This window comes from Corynebacterium capitovis DSM 44611, assembly GCF_030440535.1.
Lineage (GTDB): Bacteria > Actinomycetota > Actinomycetes > Mycobacteriales > Mycobacteriaceae > Corynebacterium > Corynebacterium capitovis.
Window position 1 is genome coordinate 1,076,033 of the sequence record NZ_CP047117.1, and the last position, 17,290, is coordinate 1,093,322.

At 64.2% G+C, this 17,290-nt stretch carries 18 protein-coding genes; 14 read left to right on the forward strand and 4 right to left on the reverse strand.

Annotated features, from left to right (window positions below; translation table 11 throughout):
• Window positions 1–10: 10 nt before the first annotated feature.
• The 14 genes from rpe to secG all read left to right on the forward strand — a co-directional run bounded on the left by rpe (window position 11) and on the right by secG (window position 12,956).
• On the forward strand, window positions 11–670 hold the full coding sequence (gene rpe, locus CAPI_RS05270) for a ribulose-phosphate 3-epimerase (RefSeq protein ID WP_018016998.1): 660 nt from the start codon (window positions 11–13) through the stop codon (window positions 668–670).
• On the forward strand, window positions 670–1,641 hold the full coding sequence (gene ribD, locus CAPI_RS05275) for a bifunctional diaminohydroxyphosphoribosylaminopyrimidine deaminase/5-amino-6-(5-phosphoribosylamino)uracil reductase RibD (protein WP_018016999.1): 972 nt from the start codon (window positions 670–672) through the stop codon (window positions 1,639–1,641). The genes rpe and ribD overlap by 1 nt, the downstream gene beginning before the upstream one ends.
• Window positions 1,642–2,238: a riboflavin synthase gene (locus CAPI_RS05280; RefSeq protein WP_018017000.1), complete on the forward strand. Its 597-nt coding sequence runs from the start codon at window positions 1,642–1,644 to the stop codon at window positions 2,236–2,238.
• A gap of 11 nt (window positions 2,239–2,249) precedes the next feature.
• Entirely contained in the window at window positions 2,250–3,515 is a 1,266-nt protein-coding gene (locus CAPI_RS05285; RefSeq protein WP_018017001.1) for a bifunctional 3,4-dihydroxy-2-butanone-4-phosphate synthase/GTP cyclohydrolase II, read from the forward strand.
• A gap of 16 nt (window positions 3,516–3,531) precedes the next feature.
• Window positions 3,532–4,005 (forward strand): 6,7-dimethyl-8-ribityllumazine synthase, encoded by a 474-nt coding sequence (gene ribH, locus CAPI_RS05290; RefSeq protein ID WP_018017002.1) that lies wholly within the window; start codon window positions 3,532–3,534, stop codon window positions 4,003–4,005.
• Window positions 4,005–4,526 carry a PH domain-containing protein gene (locus CAPI_RS05295; RefSeq protein ID WP_018017003.1) on the forward strand — a complete coding sequence of 174 codons (522 nt, stop codon included), beginning with the start codon at window positions 4,005–4,007 and terminating at the stop codon, window positions 4,524–4,526. The genes ribH and CAPI_RS05295 overlap by 1 nt, the downstream gene beginning before the upstream one ends.
• Window positions 4,527–4,533: 7 nt before the next feature.
• Entirely contained in the window at window positions 4,534–6,540 is a 2,007-nt protein-coding gene (gene uvrC, locus CAPI_RS05300; RefSeq protein ID WP_018017004.1) for an excinuclease ABC subunit UvrC, read from the forward strand.
• Between the two features lie 26 nt (window positions 6,541–6,566).
• On the forward strand, window positions 6,567–7,442 hold the full coding sequence (gene rapZ, locus CAPI_RS05305; protein ID WP_018017005.1) for an RNase adapter RapZ: 876 nt from the start codon (window positions 6,567–6,569) through the stop codon (window positions 7,440–7,442).
• A 33-nt stretch (window positions 7,443–7,475) separates the two neighbouring features.
• A complete protein-coding gene (locus CAPI_RS05310) occupies window positions 7,476–8,441 on the forward strand; it encodes a gluconeogenesis factor YvcK family protein (RefSeq protein ID WP_018017006.1) in 966 nt (321 codons plus the stop codon).
• Between the two features lie 36 nt (window positions 8,442–8,477).
• A complete protein-coding gene (gene whiA, locus CAPI_RS05315; RefSeq protein WP_018017007.1) occupies window positions 8,478–9,458 on the forward strand; it encodes a DNA-binding protein WhiA in 981 nt (326 codons plus the stop codon).
• Window positions 9,459–9,561: 103 nt separating this feature from the next.
• Entirely contained in the window at window positions 9,562–10,575 is a 1,014-nt protein-coding gene (gene gap, locus CAPI_RS05320; RefSeq protein ID WP_018017008.1) for a type I glyceraldehyde-3-phosphate dehydrogenase, read from the forward strand.
• Between the two features lie 77 nt (window positions 10,576–10,652).
• Window positions 10,653–11,870, forward strand: a complete 1,218-nt coding sequence (locus CAPI_RS05325) for a phosphoglycerate kinase (RefSeq protein WP_018017009.1) — start codon at window positions 10,653–10,655, stop codon at window positions 11,868–11,870.
• Between the two features lie 13 nt (window positions 11,871–11,883).
• Window positions 11,884–12,675 (forward strand): triose-phosphate isomerase, encoded by a 792-nt coding sequence (tpiA, locus tag CAPI_RS05330; RefSeq protein WP_018017010.1) that lies wholly within the window; start codon window positions 11,884–11,886, stop codon window positions 12,673–12,675.
• A gap of 44 nt (window positions 12,676–12,719) precedes the next feature.
• Complete coding sequence (gene secG / locus CAPI_RS05335) at window positions 12,720–12,956, forward strand: preprotein translocase subunit SecG (protein ID WP_018017011.1); 237 nt, start codon at window positions 12,720–12,722, stop codon at window positions 12,954–12,956.
• Here secG and pgl read toward each other — a convergent pair.
• Genes pgl through tal form a run of 4 tightly spaced genes read right to left on the reverse strand, consistent with a single transcriptional unit; the run spans window position 12,953 to window position 17,283 of the window.
• Complete coding sequence (gene pgl / locus CAPI_RS05340) at window positions 12,953–13,672, reverse strand: 6-phosphogluconolactonase (protein ID WP_018017012.1); 720 nt, start codon at window positions 13,670–13,672, stop codon at window positions 12,953–12,955. The genes secG and pgl overlap by 4 nt on opposite strands.
• A gap of 12 nt (window positions 13,673–13,684) precedes the next feature.
• A complete protein-coding gene (locus CAPI_RS05345) occupies window positions 13,685–14,620 on the reverse strand; it encodes a glucose-6-phosphate dehydrogenase assembly protein OpcA (RefSeq protein ID WP_018017013.1) in 936 nt (311 codons plus the stop codon).
• A 14-nt stretch (window positions 14,621–14,634) separates the two neighbouring features.
• On the reverse strand, window positions 14,635–16,182 hold the full coding sequence (gene zwf, locus CAPI_RS05350) for a glucose-6-phosphate dehydrogenase (protein ID WP_026157046.1): 1,548 nt from the start codon (window positions 16,180–16,182) through the stop codon (window positions 14,635–14,637).
• Window positions 16,183–16,197: 15 nt separating this feature from the next.
• Window positions 16,198–17,283: a transaldolase gene (gene tal, locus CAPI_RS05355; RefSeq protein WP_018017015.1), complete on the reverse strand. Its 1,086-nt coding sequence runs from the start codon at window positions 17,281–17,283 to the stop codon at window positions 16,198–16,200.
• Window positions 17,284–17,290: the final 7 nt, after the last annotated feature.

A 17,290-nucleotide genomic window follows, 5' to 3' on the forward strand; every position in this document is an offset into this window, starting at 1 on the left:
GGTGGAGCGCATGATGTACATCGCGCCCTCCATCCTGGCGGCAGATTATGCGGAGCTCGGGCGGGACGTCCGCGCCGTGTCCAACGCGGACATGCTCCACGTCGACATCATGGACGGGCACTTCGTCCCCAATCTGTCGTTCGGCCCGAATGTGACGAAGGCGGTCGACCGGGTCTCCGACCTGTTCCTCGACATGCACCTGATGATCGAGCAACCGGAAAGATGGTTTGACACCTACGCCGCTGCAGGGGGTGACAGATTGGTGTTTCATGTGGAGGCGGTGGCAGATCCACGCGTGGCCGCCCGACAGTGCCGCGAGGTGGGGGTGCAGTCAGGCATCGCGATTAAACCGGCGACGCCGGTCGAGCCCTACCTGGACGACCTCGAGGACTTCGACGAAGTGCTGATCATGAGCGTCGAACCCGGGTTCGGGGGCCAGAAGTTCATGCCGCAGGTCCTATCCAAAGTCTTCGCACTCCGCGATCGGATTGCCCAGACGGGCGCGGCAACGCTTATCGGAATCGACGGCGGGATCGCGGAGAGCACAATCGCGCAGGCTGCCCAAGCGGGGGTCGACGCGTTCGTTGCGGGTTCTGCAGTGTTCGGCGCCGCTAACCCAGCTGAGGCGGTTGAACGGCTGCGCGCTTTGGCAAGCGAAGCCGCGCGTTGATGCTCGCGGGTGTCGAAGAGGCCCTCGCCGCGGGCGAACGAGCCCGCGGCACGACGAGCCCGAATCCCCCTGTGGGGTGCGCCATCGTCTCGCCGGACGGGAAGGTCATCGCAACGGGATCGACGTCGCCAGTCGGCGGACCCCACGCGGAGGTTAACGCGTTGCGCGCCGCGGGCTCCGCGGCCCGGGGCGCCACGGCCGTCGTTACGCTCGAGCCGTGTAACCACGTGGGGCGGACGGGTCCGTGCACGGTCGCCTTGCTCGACGCCGGGATTCGCGCGGTCATCTACCTCGCTCGGGATCCACACCCCCTCGCCTCGGGTGGTGCGGAGTTCCTGCGTAGCCATGGCGTTGAAACCACGCACGTGCCGTCTCGCGTAGCGGCCCTCGAGCCGTGGCTGGCGTCGGTCCGCCACGAGCGGGTATCCGTGACCGCCAAGTTCGCCTCTACTATCGACGGCTTCACCGCCGCACCTGATGGGACAAGCCAATGGATAACAGGCGCCGCGGCCCGCGACTACGTTCACCGAGACCGAGCGAAGCGGGACGCGATCGTCGTGGGGAGCGGGACTGTGTTGGCCGACAACCCCTCTCTGACGGCGCGCCGGAACGACGGTTCGCTGTATGCGACCCAGCCGCGGCGGGTCGTCGTCGGCAAGCGGGATGTGCCCCCCGGAAACCTGCACGACCTCGGTTTCGAGCAATATGGCACGCCGGAAGATACGCTGGCCGCCTTGTGGGAGAGCGGGGCGCGCGATGTCCTCGTGGAGGGCGGGGCGAGACTTCTTAGCAGCGTGTTTGAGCTGGGAGTTGTCGACCGGATCCAGGCGTACCTCGCGCCCGTGGTGCTCGGCGGGGGGCGCGGCGTCGTGGACCGGGCGCTGGCGGAAACCCTCGGGGACGCGCAGCGCTACACTCTGACTGATCTGCGCCGCCTCGGTGATGATGTGCTTGTTGAAATGGAGAGGTAAATGTTCACTGGTTTGGTGGAAGAGGTAGGTCGGGTCGAGCAGATCGTGGATGTCGGTGACGCCGTTCGCCTCAGCGTGCGCGCGCCTCTCGTGACCCAGGATGCCCGGCTCGGTGACTCGATCGCCGTCGACGGGGTCTGCCTCACCGTCGTGTCGAGCGAGGGGGGAGTATTTACCGCGGACGTCATGGCGGAGTCGCTGAGCCGCTCCACGCTCGGCGGTTACCGCCCGGGCAGGTCGGTCAACCTCGAGCGAGCCCTCGCCGCTGGACAGCGGATGGGCGGCCACATCGTGCAGGGTCATGTCGACGGGGTCGCAAACGTTGTCTCCCGCACCCCGTCGGAGCACTGGGAGGTTGTGAGGTTTAGCCTGCCGGAGGGCCTGAGTCACTACGTTGTCGAGAAGGGCTCGATCACGGTCAACGGCACATCTTTGACAGCGTCGGCCGTCGGCGATGATTGGTTCGAGGTCTCCCTCATCCCCGCGACCCTGAGGGATACCACAGCGGGGGCACTCGAAGTGGGCGACGGTGTCAACCTCGAGGTCGACATTGTGGCCAAGTACATCGAAAAACTCGTTGCGAAACCAATGGGCTAGCATTACCTCCCATGAAAGAAGCGATTGCGCTCGACCCAGTCGAAGACGCCATCACCGCCATTGGTCGCGGTGAGGCGGTTATCGTCGTCGATGACGAAGGCAGGGAAAACGAGGGTGATCTCATTTTTGCCGCGGAAAAGGCGACCCCGGAACTCGTCGCCTTCATGGTTCGCTACACGTCGGGCTACATCTGTGTCGCGATGGAAGACGAGCGCGCCGACGACTTGAACCTTCCGCCGATGGTCGCCCGCAACGAGGACGCGCGGTCCACCGCCTACACCGTCACGGTCGACGCAGCAACCGGTTCGACCGGGATTTCGGCCCGGAGCCGCTGCGAGACCATCTACCGGCTTGCAGACCCCGGCTTCGGGCCGGCGGATTTTACCCGTCCTGGACACGTCGTCCCGCTGCGCGCGCGACGCGGCGGCGTGCTCACCCGCGACGGTCACACGGAAGCGTCCGTCGACCTGTCCCGGCTGGCCGGACTCGCCCCCGTCGGGGCACTGTGCGAGGTCGTTTCCGAAGAGGACCCGACCGACATGGCCCGCGGCCCCGAGTTGCGGCGGTTCGCTGATACCCACGGGCTGAAGATGATTTCTATTGAGCAGCTCATCGCTTTTCGACGGCACCACGAGCCGCTCATCCAGAGAATCGCGGTCACCCGCCTGCCCACAGAGTTCGGCGAGTTTACTGCCTACGGGTACCGCAACACGGTCGACGGAACCGAGCACGTCGCCCTAGTCGCAGGGGACGTGGACAAGGGCGAGGACGTCCTGGTCCGTGTGCATTCGGAGTGCCTCACCGGAGACGTATTCGCGTCGAAAAGATGCGATTGCGGCCCCCAGCTGCACGAATCCATGCGGCGAATCCAGGAGGCCGGTCGCGGAGTCATTGTCTACGTGCGCGGCCACGAGGGGCGCGGCATCGGGTTACTCGCCAAGCTCAAGGCGTACCACCTGCAAGATCAGGGGCTCGATACCGTGGACGCGAACCTAGAGCAGGGATTGCCAGTCGACGCCCGTGAGTACTCCGTGGCGGGTCAAATTCTGGCCGACCTAGGAGTGGCGTCCCTGCAAATCCTGTCCAACAACCCGCAAAAGGTCGATGCCCTGCATGGCTACGGGCCCCGCGTTTCGGGCAGGGTTAGGATCGAAATTGTCCCGTCGCACGACAACATCCGCTACCTCCGCACGAAGCGGGACCGGCTTGGACACGATCTACCCCTCGTGGAGGAGTGGACGGACCACACCGCCAGCACATCTGAACGACAACGTTAAAGGAGCAACACGTCCCATGGCACACCGCGGAGCACCCGAGCCGTATGACATAGAGGCCGAGGGGCTTTCTCTCGCCATCGTTTCGACGAGGTGGAACGCCGATATCGTCGACCAGATGAGGGACCGCGCGGTAGCCACCGCCGGCGAGCTGGGGGTTAATCCGGACGAATACTTCGTCGCCGGGGCTTTGGAGCTCCCCGTCGTCGTGCAGGCATGCGCGCAACGTTACGACGCGGTTGTGGCTCTCGGGTGCGTCATCAAGGGGGAGACGGCGCACTTCGCCTACGTCTGTGACTCCGTCACGGCCGGCCTCACACGCGTCGCGTTGGATGAGAACACCCCCGTCGGCAACGGGGTCCTCACCGTCGAAGAGGAGGACCAGGCTTTCGAACGCGCGGGAGGAGAAGACGCCAAAGAGGACAAAGGCGCCGATTCCGTGCGCGCCGCCCTCGGAGCGGCAGCCGAGCTGCGCAAGGTGGTTGGCAAGTAGTGGGGGAAGGTCGCAAACTCAGTGACCGGGAACTCGCCGATCTCAACGCGGCGGACCCGCACGCGTCGACGTCGATGAAGCCGTGGGAACTGGAGATCCGCTCACCCTTCCTGAAAAAGGTCGCCGTGGCATGGGTGGCCGTGGTGATGGCCGTGCACATTTTCATGGGCGCGGTTGTCAACGTCGGGTACACCGGCCTCACCATCACTACGCTTGACCAATTCGCGTTCCCTGGAATCGGAGCCATCATCAGCGTCCTGTCCTGGATCGCGCTGACGCGACCGCGCGTTCGGGCGAACGAAGACGGTGTGGAGGTGCGCAATATCATCGGTACCCGCTTCTACCCGTGGCTGGTCATCTACGGCCTGTCGTTCCCCCGCGGTGCGCGGATGGCTCGGCTGGAGTTGCCCGATTTCGAGTACGTTCCGCTCTGGGCTATCCAGTCCGCAGACGGCGAGAAAGCGCTTGCGGCTGTCGAGCAGTTCCGCCGCATCGAAGCTCAGTACATGCCGGAGGATTAGCAGGCTCGTGGCCAACCCCGCCAGTTACCGCCCGGCTCCCGGAACTATCCCAACGAGCCCGGGCGTCTACAAGTTTCGAGACGCTACAGGCCGCGTCATTTACGTGGGCAAGGCGAAAAACCTCCGCGCCCGGTTGAATAACTACTTCCAGCCACCCCACCAGCTCCACCCCCGCACCCGGCAGATGGTGTTCACCGCGGCGTCCGTCGAGTGGACGGTTGTCTCGTCGGAAGTCGAAGCCCTGCAGCTCGAATACACGTGGATCAAGCGTTTCGACCCGTGGTTCAACGTCATGTACCGGGACGACAAGACGTACCCGATGCTGGCCGTGAGCGTGCGAGAGAAATTCCCGCGGGCGTTTTTCTACCGCGGACCGCGGCGCAAAGGCGTGAGGTACTTCGGCCCCTTTTCTCACGCGTGGGCAGTCCGCGAAACGCTTGACCTGCTCACGCGGGTCTTCCCCATTCGGACGTGCTCGAACGGCGTCTACAACCGTCACAAAAAACTGGGGCGGCCCTGCCTGCTGGGGTACATCGACAAGTGTTCGGCGCCGTGCGTCGGGCGCGTCAGCGAGAGCGAGTACGACGACACGGTGCGCGAATTCGTGGCGTTCATGTCGGGGCGCACCGACCAGGTTGTACGCGAGTTGACGAACCGCATGAACGACGCGGCGGAAAACCTCGAGTTCGAGAAGGCCGCACGACTTCGCGACGACCTCGGCGCCGTGACCAAGGTCATGGAGCGCCAGACGGTCGTGCTTAGCGCCGATACCGACGCGGACGTCATCGCGATAGAATCCGACGAGTTGGAGGCTGCCGTCCAGATTTTCACGGTCCGTAACGGTCGGATCCGAGCGCAGCGGGGATGGGTCGTTGAAAAGACGGGTGAGGAGACCGATGCGACTCTCATGCAGGATTTCCTCGTGCAGTACTACTCGGACGCGGTCGAGCGTGCGGCGCAGGAAGAGGCTGAGGATGAGGCGCTGCGGGAAAGCAAGATCAGGCGCAGGGGAGTAGACCAAGAGTCCCACGCGCTCGCCCACCCCTCCCAACCGGTGCCGCGGGAGATTCTCGTAGAGACGGCGCCCGACGAAGCGGCCGACGTGGCCCAACTGCTCGGCGAATTGCGCGGCGGCCCTGTCCACGTCAAGGTGCCCGTCCGAGGAGACAAAGCCGCGCTGATGAACACCGTGCACCGCAATGCAGCCGAGGCCCTCCATCAGCACAAACTCAAGCGAGTTGGGGACCTTACGGCGCGCTCGCAGGCCCTTCAGGATATCCAGGAGGCGCTGGGCTTGGAAGAAGCCCCGTTGCGCATCGAGTGCACCGACATCTCCCATATCCAAGGCACGGATGTCGTAGCGTCTCTCGTCGTTTTCGAAGACGGCCTGCCCAAGAAGAACGACTACCGGCGTTACCGCATCAAGGAAGCCGCGGGAGAGGGTCGTTCCGACGACGTCGGGTCAATCGCCGAGGTGACTCGGCGGCGTTTCAAGCGCTACAACGAAGACAAGCTGGCCAACCCGGATGACGACGCTTTCGAAGACGAAGTCGAAACGACGGGCGCGAAACGCTTCGCCTACCCGCCACAGCTGTTTATTGTCGACGGTGGAAAGCCCCAGGTCACCGCCGCACAGCGCGTGTTTGAGGAGCTCGGCATTGTCGACGTCGCTCTCGTCGGACTGGCGAAGCGCCTCGAGGAAATGTGGGTCCCCGATGACGACGAACCCGTCATCCTGCCGCGTAACTCCGAGGGCATGTACCTGCTCCAGCAGATTCGCGACGAAGCCCACCGATTCGCTATCACCTACCACCGCCACCAGCGTTCCCGCCGGATGCGCGCCTCGGCGCTCGACGGCGTCCCCGGGCTCGGCCCAGCGCGGCGCACGGACCTGGTCAAGTACTTCGGCAGCGTGAAGAAGATCCGCGAAGCGACCGTAGAAGAAATTCAGCAGGTAAGTGGGATCGGTCCCAAGCTGGCAGAGGCAATTGCTCTGCATCTCGCCGAAGAATGACGGGAAAGGCCGCTAGGATAGGCGCCATGTTGAGTCAAGCCGCCGCCCGGCCAGTCATCATCACAGGTCTGTCAGGGGGCGGGTTGTCCACCGCGGCCAAGGTGTTCGAGGACAAGGGGTATTTTGTGTCCCAGAATCTCCCGCCGCAGCTCATTTTGGAAATGATAGATCTGGCGGCCTCAGATGAGTCGCCCGTCGACCGTATCGCTTTCGTGACGGACGTGCGTGCGCGGATGTTCAACGGCTCCCTCCTCGGAACGATCGAGGAGATTAAGGCGCGCGGTTACGACCCGTTTGTTCTCTTCCTCGAGGCGCGCGACGACGTTCTCATCCGCAGGTTCGACAGCGTGAGGCGCACCCACCCCCTGCAGCTCGGGGAAACGCTGCACGCGGGAATCGAGCGCGAAAGGATCGAGCTGGCGGATGTGCGCGATCGCGCCGACGTCATCATCGACACCTCGAACTTGTCCGTTCACGACCTGCGGCGGGCCGTGGAGGCATCGGTCGGGGAGCTCCCCGCGGACCGCCAGCATGTCACCGTCGAATCGTTCGGGTTCAAACACGGATCCCCGCGGGACGCTGACATCATCTTTGATGTCCGGTTCCTCCCCAACCCGTATTGGGTCGAAGGATTGAGGCAGTTCCGGGGAACTGACGAGCCCGTCGCGCAGTACGTGTTGTCTCAACCCGGCGCCAGTGAGTTCGTCGACAAGGTCGTGGAGCTCCTGGCGTCGATGCTGCGGGGTTACCGCCACGAAGGAAAAGACTTTGTCACGGTGGGAATAGGGTGTACGGGGGGACACCACAGGTCCGTCGCGGTCTCCGAGGCCGTCGGGGATAAGCTCAAACAACGCGGCGACCTCGAGGTGAGGGTCCTCCACCGGGACCTCGACCGATCCTGAAATAACGACCGCACGACGAACCGGAATAGAGCGATGAACCAACCTTCCTTCGCCTGCCTCGGCGGCGGCCACGGCCTGTATCAAACGCTTCTGGCAGCCCGGGAGGCCGGGGCGCGCTCGATCGACGCCGTCGTTACGGTTGCCGACGACGGCGGCTCGTCTGGGCGCCTACGCCGCGAACTGGGGATCATCCCCCCAGGGGATCTGCGCATGGCTCTCTCCGCGCTGTGCGGGGACGCCGCGGACGGTGCCCTGTGGCGCGAGACGCTCCAGCATCGCTTCGGGGGGAACGGGGCGATGGCCGGCCACGCCCTTGGTAATCTCCTCATCGCCGCCCTGACGGAGGAACTCGGAGACGTCCAAGATGCGCTCGATGTCGTTTCCCGCTGGACAGGCTCGGCCGGTCGCGTTCTCCCAGTGTGTACCGAGCCCCTCGAGATCGAGGCGGAAGTCGCAGGACTTGACGACGACCCCCGCGTCCTCCGCACGGTTCGTGGCCAGGTGGCGGTGGCGACCACCCCCGGCACGGTCCGACGCGTCCGCCTGCTGCCGGATTCTCCTCGGGTCAACCCCCGCGCCATCGATGCCATTCTCGGTGCTGACATTGTGACGATCGGGCCGGGGTCGTGGTTTTCCTCAGTGATACCCCATCTTCTGGTCCCTGAGATCGTCGCCGCGTTGAACGAAACTGAGGCAATGGTGGTGGTCGTGCTAAATCTGTCCCCCGAGGCGGGGGAGACGCAAGGTTTTACCACCGAGCGCCACATACACATGCTCTCCCAGCACGCCCCCGCGGTGAAGGTCGATCGCTTCATCGCAGAGCAGGAGCTCAGCCCGACCGAGGGCGAGCGGCGCCACCTGCGCCGGGCCGCATTCGGAGTGGGGGGGCAGATCGAGTACCGGGACGTTCGCCTCGCCGACTCCCGCGGGCTGCCTCTGAACAGTCACGACCCAGAGAAGTTAGCTGCCGCCCTCATTGAGGTCTACCGCGGCCGCTAAACTGTGCGGAGTTTTGTGTAAGAGGGAGGGTGCCACGTGTCGCAATCCGCGTTGACCGCGCTAGCGAAAGATGAGTTGCTGGGCATTGACGCTGCTGCGGCGGATGTCCGCGCAGCCGAGGCGGCCGCGCTAATCCGGTTTGGCGCAGAGTTGCGCCCCGGCCCGGTGGGACTCGCGATCGTCGCTGATTTCGCCGAGCGCGAGGTTGCGCAGCGTTTGGTGTCGTTGTTGCTTTCGGTGTGTGATGTCCAAGCCTCTATCACGACGGCGCCTCCGACGTCGAGCCAGCGGGAGCCTAGGTTCGAGGTCCTCCTCGGAAGTGGCGCGGTGGACGTGGTGCGCAAACTCAAGCTCGTCACGCCCGCGGGCAACGCGGTCGTTGGAATGCCGCGTCATATCATTTCCGGCAACGTGGCGGAGGTAGAGGGGGCATGGAGAGGCGCGTTTCTCGCGCGGGGAAGCCTCACGGAGCCCGGCCGCAGCACCGGCTTAGAGGTGACCAGCCCGTGCCAAGAAGCGGCGCTGGCTCTCGTCGGATTGGCTCGCCGGCTGTCAGTTTCGGCAAAGACCAAAGAAACCCGCGGAGTCGAGCGCGTGTGCCTGCGCGACGGCGAAGCCATTGGGGTCTTGCTGAGTCGGATGGGCGCCCACCGCGCCCGGTTGGAATGGGACGAGAAGAGGGCTGTGCTCGACGCCGGGGTCAAGACATCGCAACGGCTGGCGACGTTCGACGACGCAAACACGCGGCGCTCGGCACAGGCTGCCGCCGCCGCGGCTGCCAGGGTGGAACGGGCCATGGATATCCTCGGTGACGACGTGCCAGAGCACCTCGCCGAGGCCGGCATTCTCCGGGTCGAACACCGGCTTGCGTCCTTAGAGGAGCTCGGACGCTTGGCCGATCCGCAGATGACGAAGGACGCGGTGGCGGGGCGAATCCGCAGGCTGTTGTCCCTGGCAGACCGGCGGGCGGCAGAGCTGGGCGTGCCAGACACGCACGCGGTCGACGTCGAAAAGTAGTCCCTGCAGCCGAGGACGCGCGTGGCTACACTGGACGGGGATGGGCCAAGACCCCAAGACCCCCAAGACCCTTGGCCTGATCTCAACGACAAGGAGTGACTGAATGACCACCCGCATCGGCATCAATGGCTTCGGACGAATTGGACGCGCCGCACTGCGCGACATCTTGGAAAAGTACGAGGGAGAGCTCGAGGTCGTCAAGATCAATGACTTGACCGACATCCAGACCCTCGCTCACTTGACGAAGTACGATACCGCGTTCGGCCCGCTCGACCGTGAGGTGTCTTTCGACGACAGCTCGATCATCATCGACGGCAACCACATCGCTGTCTCCGCTGAGAAGGACCCCGCCAACGTCGCATGGGGCGACGCTAACGTCGACATCGTTCTCGAGTGCACCGGCTTCTTCACCGACGGCGAGAAGGCGAAGGCGCACATCGACGCTGGCGCCAAGAAGGTAATTATCTCCGCCCCCGGTAAGAACGTTGACGGGACCTACGTGTGGGGTGTCAACGATGACGCGTACACCGGTTCCGAGACGGTCATCTCCGGCGCATCGTGCACCACCAATTCTCTTGCGCCGCTGGCGAAGGTCATCGATGAGAAGTTCGGCATTACCTCCGGCCTGATGACCACCGTCCACGCCTACACCGGCGATCAGCGCCTGCAGGACGCCCCCCACCGCGACCTGCGTCGCGCCCGCGCCGCGGCCCAGAACATCGTGCCCACCACGACGGGTGCCGCAAAGGCCGTTTCCCTTGTCCTGCCGAACCTCGAGGGCAAGCTCGACGGTTTCGCAATGCGCGTTCCGACAATCGCGGGCTCCGCGACCGACCTGACCGTGGTTGTCAACCGCGAGGTCGCCGTCGAAGAAGTTAACGCGGCTGTCAAGGAGGCCGTGTCCGACCCGCGATTCGGGCAGGCCATGCGCTACACCGAGGACCCCATCGTCTCCTCCGACATCCTCGGCGCGAACGAGGGCGCGATCTTCGACGCCGGCCTGACCAAGGTCATCGGCGGCAACGTCCTCAAGGTCGTGTCTTGGTACGACAACGAGCGTGGCTACACCTCCCAGCTCATTCGTCTGACCAAGACCGTCGCCGACAAGCTGCAGTAAGTGCTTCCACCCCTGTGAACACCCGGTGCGTGCTTCGGCGCGCTCGGGTGTTTTCAATCTAGATTGAAGGAGAAACAATGCCCCTTAAGACTCTTCAGCAGCTCCTCGACGAGGGGGTCCGCGGCCGCCACATCCTCGTCCGCTCCGATTTCAACGTCCCCCTGGATGACAACGGCACGATCACGGACGCCGGGCGCATCGATGCGTCCCTGCCCACGCTTAAGGCTCTCCTCGACGGCGGCGCAAAGGTCATCGTGATGGCTCACCTCGGGCGGCCGAAGGGCGAGTTCAAGCCCGAGTTTTCGCTGCGTCCGGTCGCCGAATCCCTGTCTGAGCGCCTCGGGCGGTTCGTAGCTCTCGCCGGTGATGTATCCGGGGAGGACGCCCACGAACGCGCCAACGGCTTGACAGAAGGCGACATTCTCCTGCTCGAAAACGTGCGTTTCGACGCGCGCGAAACGTCCAAGGATGAGGCGGAACGCGAGTCCTTCGCCGCCGAGCTCGCAGCGCTTGCGGCGGACAACGGCGCGTTCGTGTCCGACGGGTTCGGCGTGGTTCACCGGAAGCAGGCATCCGTCTACGACGTGGCACGCAAGCTCCCGGCGTACGCGGGCTACCTGGTGGAAAAAGAAGTGAACACGCTGCAGAGCGTGAAGGACGACCCCAAACACCCCTACGTCGTCGTCTTGGGCGGATCGAAGGTCTCAGACAAGCTCGGCGTCATTGAGGCGCTGGCCGAAAAGGCCGACAAGGTCATCATCGGTGGCGGCATGTGCTACACCTTCCTCACTGCGCTCGGCCACAACGTGCAAAAGTCGCTACTCCAAGAGGACATGGTTGACACCTGCGCCCAGCTCATCGAGCGTTACGGCGACAAGCTCGTGCTGCCGGAGGACCTAGCCGCAGCGCCAGAGTTTGATAAGAACGCCGAGAGGAAAATCGTCGGGCTCGACGAGATCCCAGACGGGTGGATGTCCCTGGATATCGGCCCCCGCACCGCAGAATCCTTCGGTGCCGTCATCGCGGACTCCAAGACCGTGTTCTGGAACGGCCCCATGGGCGTGTTCGAGTTCCCGGCTTTCGCCGATGGCACGAAGGCCGTTGCGGAAGCGATGATTGAAGCGACGAGCGCCAACGACTCCTTTACTGTCGTCGGCGGCGGCGACTCCGCGGCCGCGGTACGAGCTCTGGGGCTCGACGAGAACGGGTTCTCCCACATCTCTACCGGTGGCGGCGCTTCCCTCGAACTCATCGAGGGCAAAGAGCTGCCCGGCGTCACGGTCGTCAGCGAGTAGGAAGGACGCAATTATGGCACGCACCCCCCTCATCGCGGGTAACTGGAAGATGAATTTGGACCACCTCGAGGCGATCGCAAACGTGCAGAAGCTCGCCTTCGCGTTCCCGAAAGACGGGTACGAGCACGTCGACATCGCCTTGACGGTGCCCTTTACCGACCTGCGCTCCGTGCAGACGCTTGTCGACGGCGACAAGCTGGCCATCACCTACGGCGCCCAAGACGTCTCCGAGCACGACAACGGCGCGTACACCGGGGACATTTCCGCGACGATGCTCGCCAAACTCGGGTGCTCATGGGTTGTCGTCGGGCACTCCGAGCGGCGCCAGTACCATGCGGAGACCGATGAGATTGTCGCGAAAAAGTCTGCGAAGGCGCTCGAGCACGGTATCCGACCGATTGTGTGCGTGGGGGAGCCTCTCGACGTCCGCGAAGCGGGCACCCACGTCGACTACGTCGTCAACCAGACCCGGAAGTCGCTTGCGGGGCTCGAGGACAAGCTCACCGACGTCGTGATCGCCTACGAGCCGGTCTGGGCAATCGGAACGGGCAAGGTTGCCTCGGCGGCCGATGCCCAAGAGGTGTGCAGCGCGCTCCGCGGATTGGTGCGCGAGCTCGCCGGCGAGGAGACGGCGCAAGCCATGCGCATTCTCTACGGCGGGTCCGTCAAAACCGACACGATCGCAGACATCATCGGCGAGGCGGATGTCGACGGCGCCCTCGTTGGCGGTGCCTCACTCGACGGGCAGGAATTCGCCCGGCTCGCGGCCGCTGCTGCTAACGCGAGCGCGAATCCCGGGGTGTAGGCTGTTTCGGGTTACCTAGAGAAGCGAACTGAGGAGATTCCCACATGGTTCTAGCGCTCGAAATCGTGCTGGTACTCGCCGCCGTGCTCATGACAGTGTTTGTGCTGCTGCACAAAGGCAAGGGCGGCGGCCTGTCGAGCCTGTTCGGCGGTGGAGTTCAGTCAAACCTGTCTGGCTCGACGATCGTGGAGAAAAACCTCGACCGCTACACCGTCGTCATCTCGGTGGTGTGGATCACCTGCATTCTGGGCCTGAATCTGATCCAGTCCTTCGCAGTCTAGATCCGAGTTGCTGCGTCCTCGGTGACCAGCAGCAGGGTCTCCTCCGCGCCCCGGACTCCTGCGGCCGGCCAGGTGGCGGGGTCGTCGCCACGGGCGGCGTGCCCTGCCGCCTCTGCTTTTTCTTTCCCGGACACGAGCAGCCACACCCGGCGGGCGCGGGATATCGCGGGGAGTGTGAGGGTCACGCGCTCCGCCGGGGGTTTGGGGGAGTCGGTGACGGGGACAACGAGCCGGCTGCTCTCCGCCAGGGCTGGGGTGTGGGGGAAAAGCGAGTTGACGTGGCCCTCGCCGCCCATGCCGAGGAGGTGGAGGTCGAAACCCTCGGGAGCGGTGATGGTGATGTCGCGCTCGTAGCTTTCCGCCTGTTCATCCATTCCGGCGCCAGTGAGCCGGTACCCGTGAATATGTGCCCCCGGGATCGCGATGCGGTCCAGAAGGGCATCCCGCGCCTGTTTTTCGTTCGAGTTGTCGTGCGTCACCGGCACGTTGCGTTCGTCGCCGAAGTAGACGTGGACCCGGGACCAGTCCACCGGGGCGTCGACAAGCGAGGCGAGGAAAGCGATACCGGCCGTTCCCCCTGTGGCGACGATGCGTGCGCTGCCGTCGCCATTGACTCCGCCCACGGGGTCAGCGTGTATCGCGGAAATGAGCTGCACGAATCGCGTCCGAGCCGCCGATAGCAGTGAGTCGAGATCGGGGTAACGGGAAATGTCCAAGGCCTGGGTCCTTTAGTGAGTTTCGACAACGTGGGAAAGGCTGTTTAACGCCCGCGCGTAGGACGTGTCGGGGTCGAGGTGGCGCAATTCCTCGGCGAGGCATTCCGCATCCGTACGCGCCGTCATGGCCACGTATGAATCGGGTAGGCCGGGGATCGAGACGCGGACTGATTGCTCGTCGACAACCGCAATGACGATGTCGCCGCTTGCTCGCGAGAGGACGAGCTTCGTAATCGGAACGTTTTCGATAATGGCGCACGAGTCTTCCGCGGGATTTCGCACCACGTCGACGTTCAAGCAGCTGGCAAGCCAGCCGGCGGCGATGTCGACGCTCGGGTTGTCGACCGGTCCGGTGATTTCAACAGCCATTACTCTCTCGCTGAGGTCGCGGTCCAGCACGGATGCGACGATGCCTCGCCACAGCGTGATGCGGGACCACATCATGTCCGAGTCGCCAGGCGTATACCCATTGGAGAGGCGGAGGAGCGCGTTACCGGAAACGTTACGGCGCGCGTTGGTGATGCGGCGTTGGACAATCCGCCCCAGGGGGGCCTCGGCGGGCCGGGCCGGTGCCGTGGTGGGCCACCAAGCAACGATGGGGGTGTCAGGGAGGAGCAGCGGGGTGACTACGGCGTCCAAGTGGTGGGTGAGCTCTCCCTTGAGATGCATCACCACCATTTCTGACACCCCGGCATCCGCGGTGAGGATGGCCTCCGCGTCGAGCGAGGTCGGCGCGGAGGAATCCCCCAGAATCATGACGAGCACCCGGGCGGGGTGCTCCATCGTGGCTTCACGCACAGACAGGAGGATTGAATCCAGATCGTCGTTCTCTCGGGCCGAGACGAGAAGCGTGAGCACGCGGCCCGTAGCCAGCGAGTAGTTCTCCTGCGCCTCGAGGAGGGTTCGCGAGATCTCGCGCGTGGTGGTGTCGGGCAAGGAAATAATCATTGAAATCCTCCGGTTTAGGGCCGCCGCCACACGTGCCTGTTTGCTTCGAGCATGCGGTTGGCGGAGTCGGGGCCCCATGTTCCCGCTGGGTACTCGTCGGGGCGCCCGTGTTGGCTCCAGTAGTTCAGGATCGGGTCTAGAATTTCCCAGCTCCGCTCGACCTCTTGGTTGGTGGGGAAGAGGCTCGACTCGTCGAGAAGAGCATCGAGGATAAGCCGCTCGTACGCTTCTGGGGATTGCTCGGTGAAGGCCTCGGTGTAGGAGAAGTCCATGTTGACGTCACGGACCTCCATCGTCGACCCGGGCACCTTGGACCCGAACCGCATCAAGACACCCTCGTCGGGCTGAATCCTCAGCACCACCGCGTTGTTGGTCAGCAGGTCCGTCTGGCCTTCCTGGAAGGGCTGGTAGGGCGGGCGTTTGAGCACCAGAGCGATTTCCGTGACGCGCCGCCCCAGGCGCTTGCCGGTGCGAAGATAGAACGGAACACCCGCCCAACGACGCGTGTTCACGCGGAGGGTGCACGCGGCGTAGGTCTCAGTCAGCGAGTTCGGGTCGAAGCCCTGCTCCTCGCGCAGCCCGACCACCCGCTCGGAGCCCTGCCACCCCGCGGCGTACTGGCCCCGGGCCGTCGTCTGGTCGAAGGGCTCGACCGGGGACGTGGCCCGCAGCACTTTCAGCTTCTCCGCCTTGAGCTGGCGCGGGGAAAACGAAGCCGGCTCCTCCATCGCCACCAAGGCGAGGAGCTGGATTAGGTGGTTTTGAATCACGTCTCGGGCAGCTCCGATCCCGTCGTAATACCCAGCCCTCCCGCCGAGACCGATATCCTCGGCCATCGTGATCTGAACGTGGTCGATGTAATTGGCGTTCCAGATCGGCTCGAACAGCTGGTTGGCAAAGCGCAGCGCCATGATGTTCTGCACTGTTTCCTTGCCCAAATAATGATCGATGCGGAACACGGCGTGCTCCGGGAAGACCTGGTTGACCACCTCGTTGAGCTCATGGGCCGACGCGAGGTCGTGGCCGAAGGGCTTTTCGATGATGATGCGGCGCCACTGTCGCTCTCTCGGCGCGGCCATCCCGCATCGATCGAGCTGGTGCACGACGGAAGAGAAATGCTCGGGGGGCACCGAGAGATAAAATGCCCAGTTCCCCGCCGTGCCCCGCGTCGTGTCCATCTCGGACATCAGGCTGGCAAGCCTCTCGAAAGCCTCGTCGTCGTCGAACGCACCTTTTACAAAGTGCATGCCCTCGGCAAGACGGTTCCAGACATTTTCGTTGAATCGGGTGCGCGACCCGTTCTCCACCGAGGTCCGCACGTAATCCTCGAAGTCTTGTTTGGACCAGTCGCGACGCCCGAAACCCACGAGAGTGAATCCGGCTGGCAAGAGGCCGCGATTGGCAAGGTCGTAGACGGCTGGCAGGAGTTTGCGCTTCGCCAGGTCACCCGTCACCCCAAAGATCACCATTCCCGATGGGCCAGCGATTCTAGGCAACCGCTTGTCGTCTGGGGTGCGAAGGGGATTGACCCACTGCCCACCATCAGCTTGTGCTGACGTCACGTTATCCACCGCCGCCTATTTCAGGTTCTCGAGCATCGAGTCGAGCAATTCCTGCCACGCGCTCACAAACTTATCGACGCCCTCCCGCTCCAGGACGCGGACGACGTCGTCAAGCGAAATGCCCACGGACTCAAACTGGGCGAAGACCTCCTCCGCTGCGGGGGCCATCCCCGTGAGAGTGTCGCCGTGAAGACCTCCGAGCTCGAGCACGGCGTTGAGGGTCTCTTCGGGCATCGTATTGACCGTGTCAGGGCCAGCAAGCTCGGTGACGTACATCGTCGCGGGGTAGTCGGGGTTCTTCACGCCCGTCGACGCCCACAGCGGGCGCTGCTTGGTGGCGCCTGCCGGGAGATCCGACATGTCGCGGAACTCGTCGAGGAAAAGCTGGTATGCGAGCCGGGCGTTGGCGATGCCGGCTTGCCCCCGCAGAGCCAGGGCTTCCTCGCTGCCGATCACGTCGAGGCGCCGGTCGACTTCCGTGTCCATTCGGGAGACGAAGAACGAGGCGACCGAGTGGATAGCGGAAACGTCCCGCCCGTTTTCGGCCGCCTGGCGGATGCCGGCCTTGTAGGCGTCGATGACCTGCTTGTAGCGTTTCACAGAGAAGATGAGCGTCACGTTGACGCTGATCCCCTCCGCCAGCGCCGCGGTGATGGCAGGGAGGGACTCGTCAGTCGCGGGGATCTTGATCATCACGTTGTCGCGGCCAACCAACCTCCACAGCTCTTTCGCCTGCTCCACCGTTCGCTCCTCATCAGCGGCATAGCGCGGGTCGACCTCGAGCGAGACGCGTCCGTCGCGCCCATCGGTGCGCTCGTAGACGTCGCGGAAGAGGTCGCAGGCATCTTGAACGTCCTTGACGCTCATGGCGTAGACCGCTTCGTCGGGGTGAGAACCAGCGGCCCTCAGGTCGGCGAGCTGGACGTCATAGGCGTTGCCGCCCGACATCGCCTTGGCAAAGATGGCCGGGTTCGTCGTCACCCCCGCGATCGACTTCGATGCCTTGATCTTGGCCAAGTTGCCCGTCGTAATGCGATCGCGCGAGAGGTCGTCGAGCCAGGTGGACGTTCCAATTTCGTAGAGTTCATCGATGGCGGTCATGGTTGTG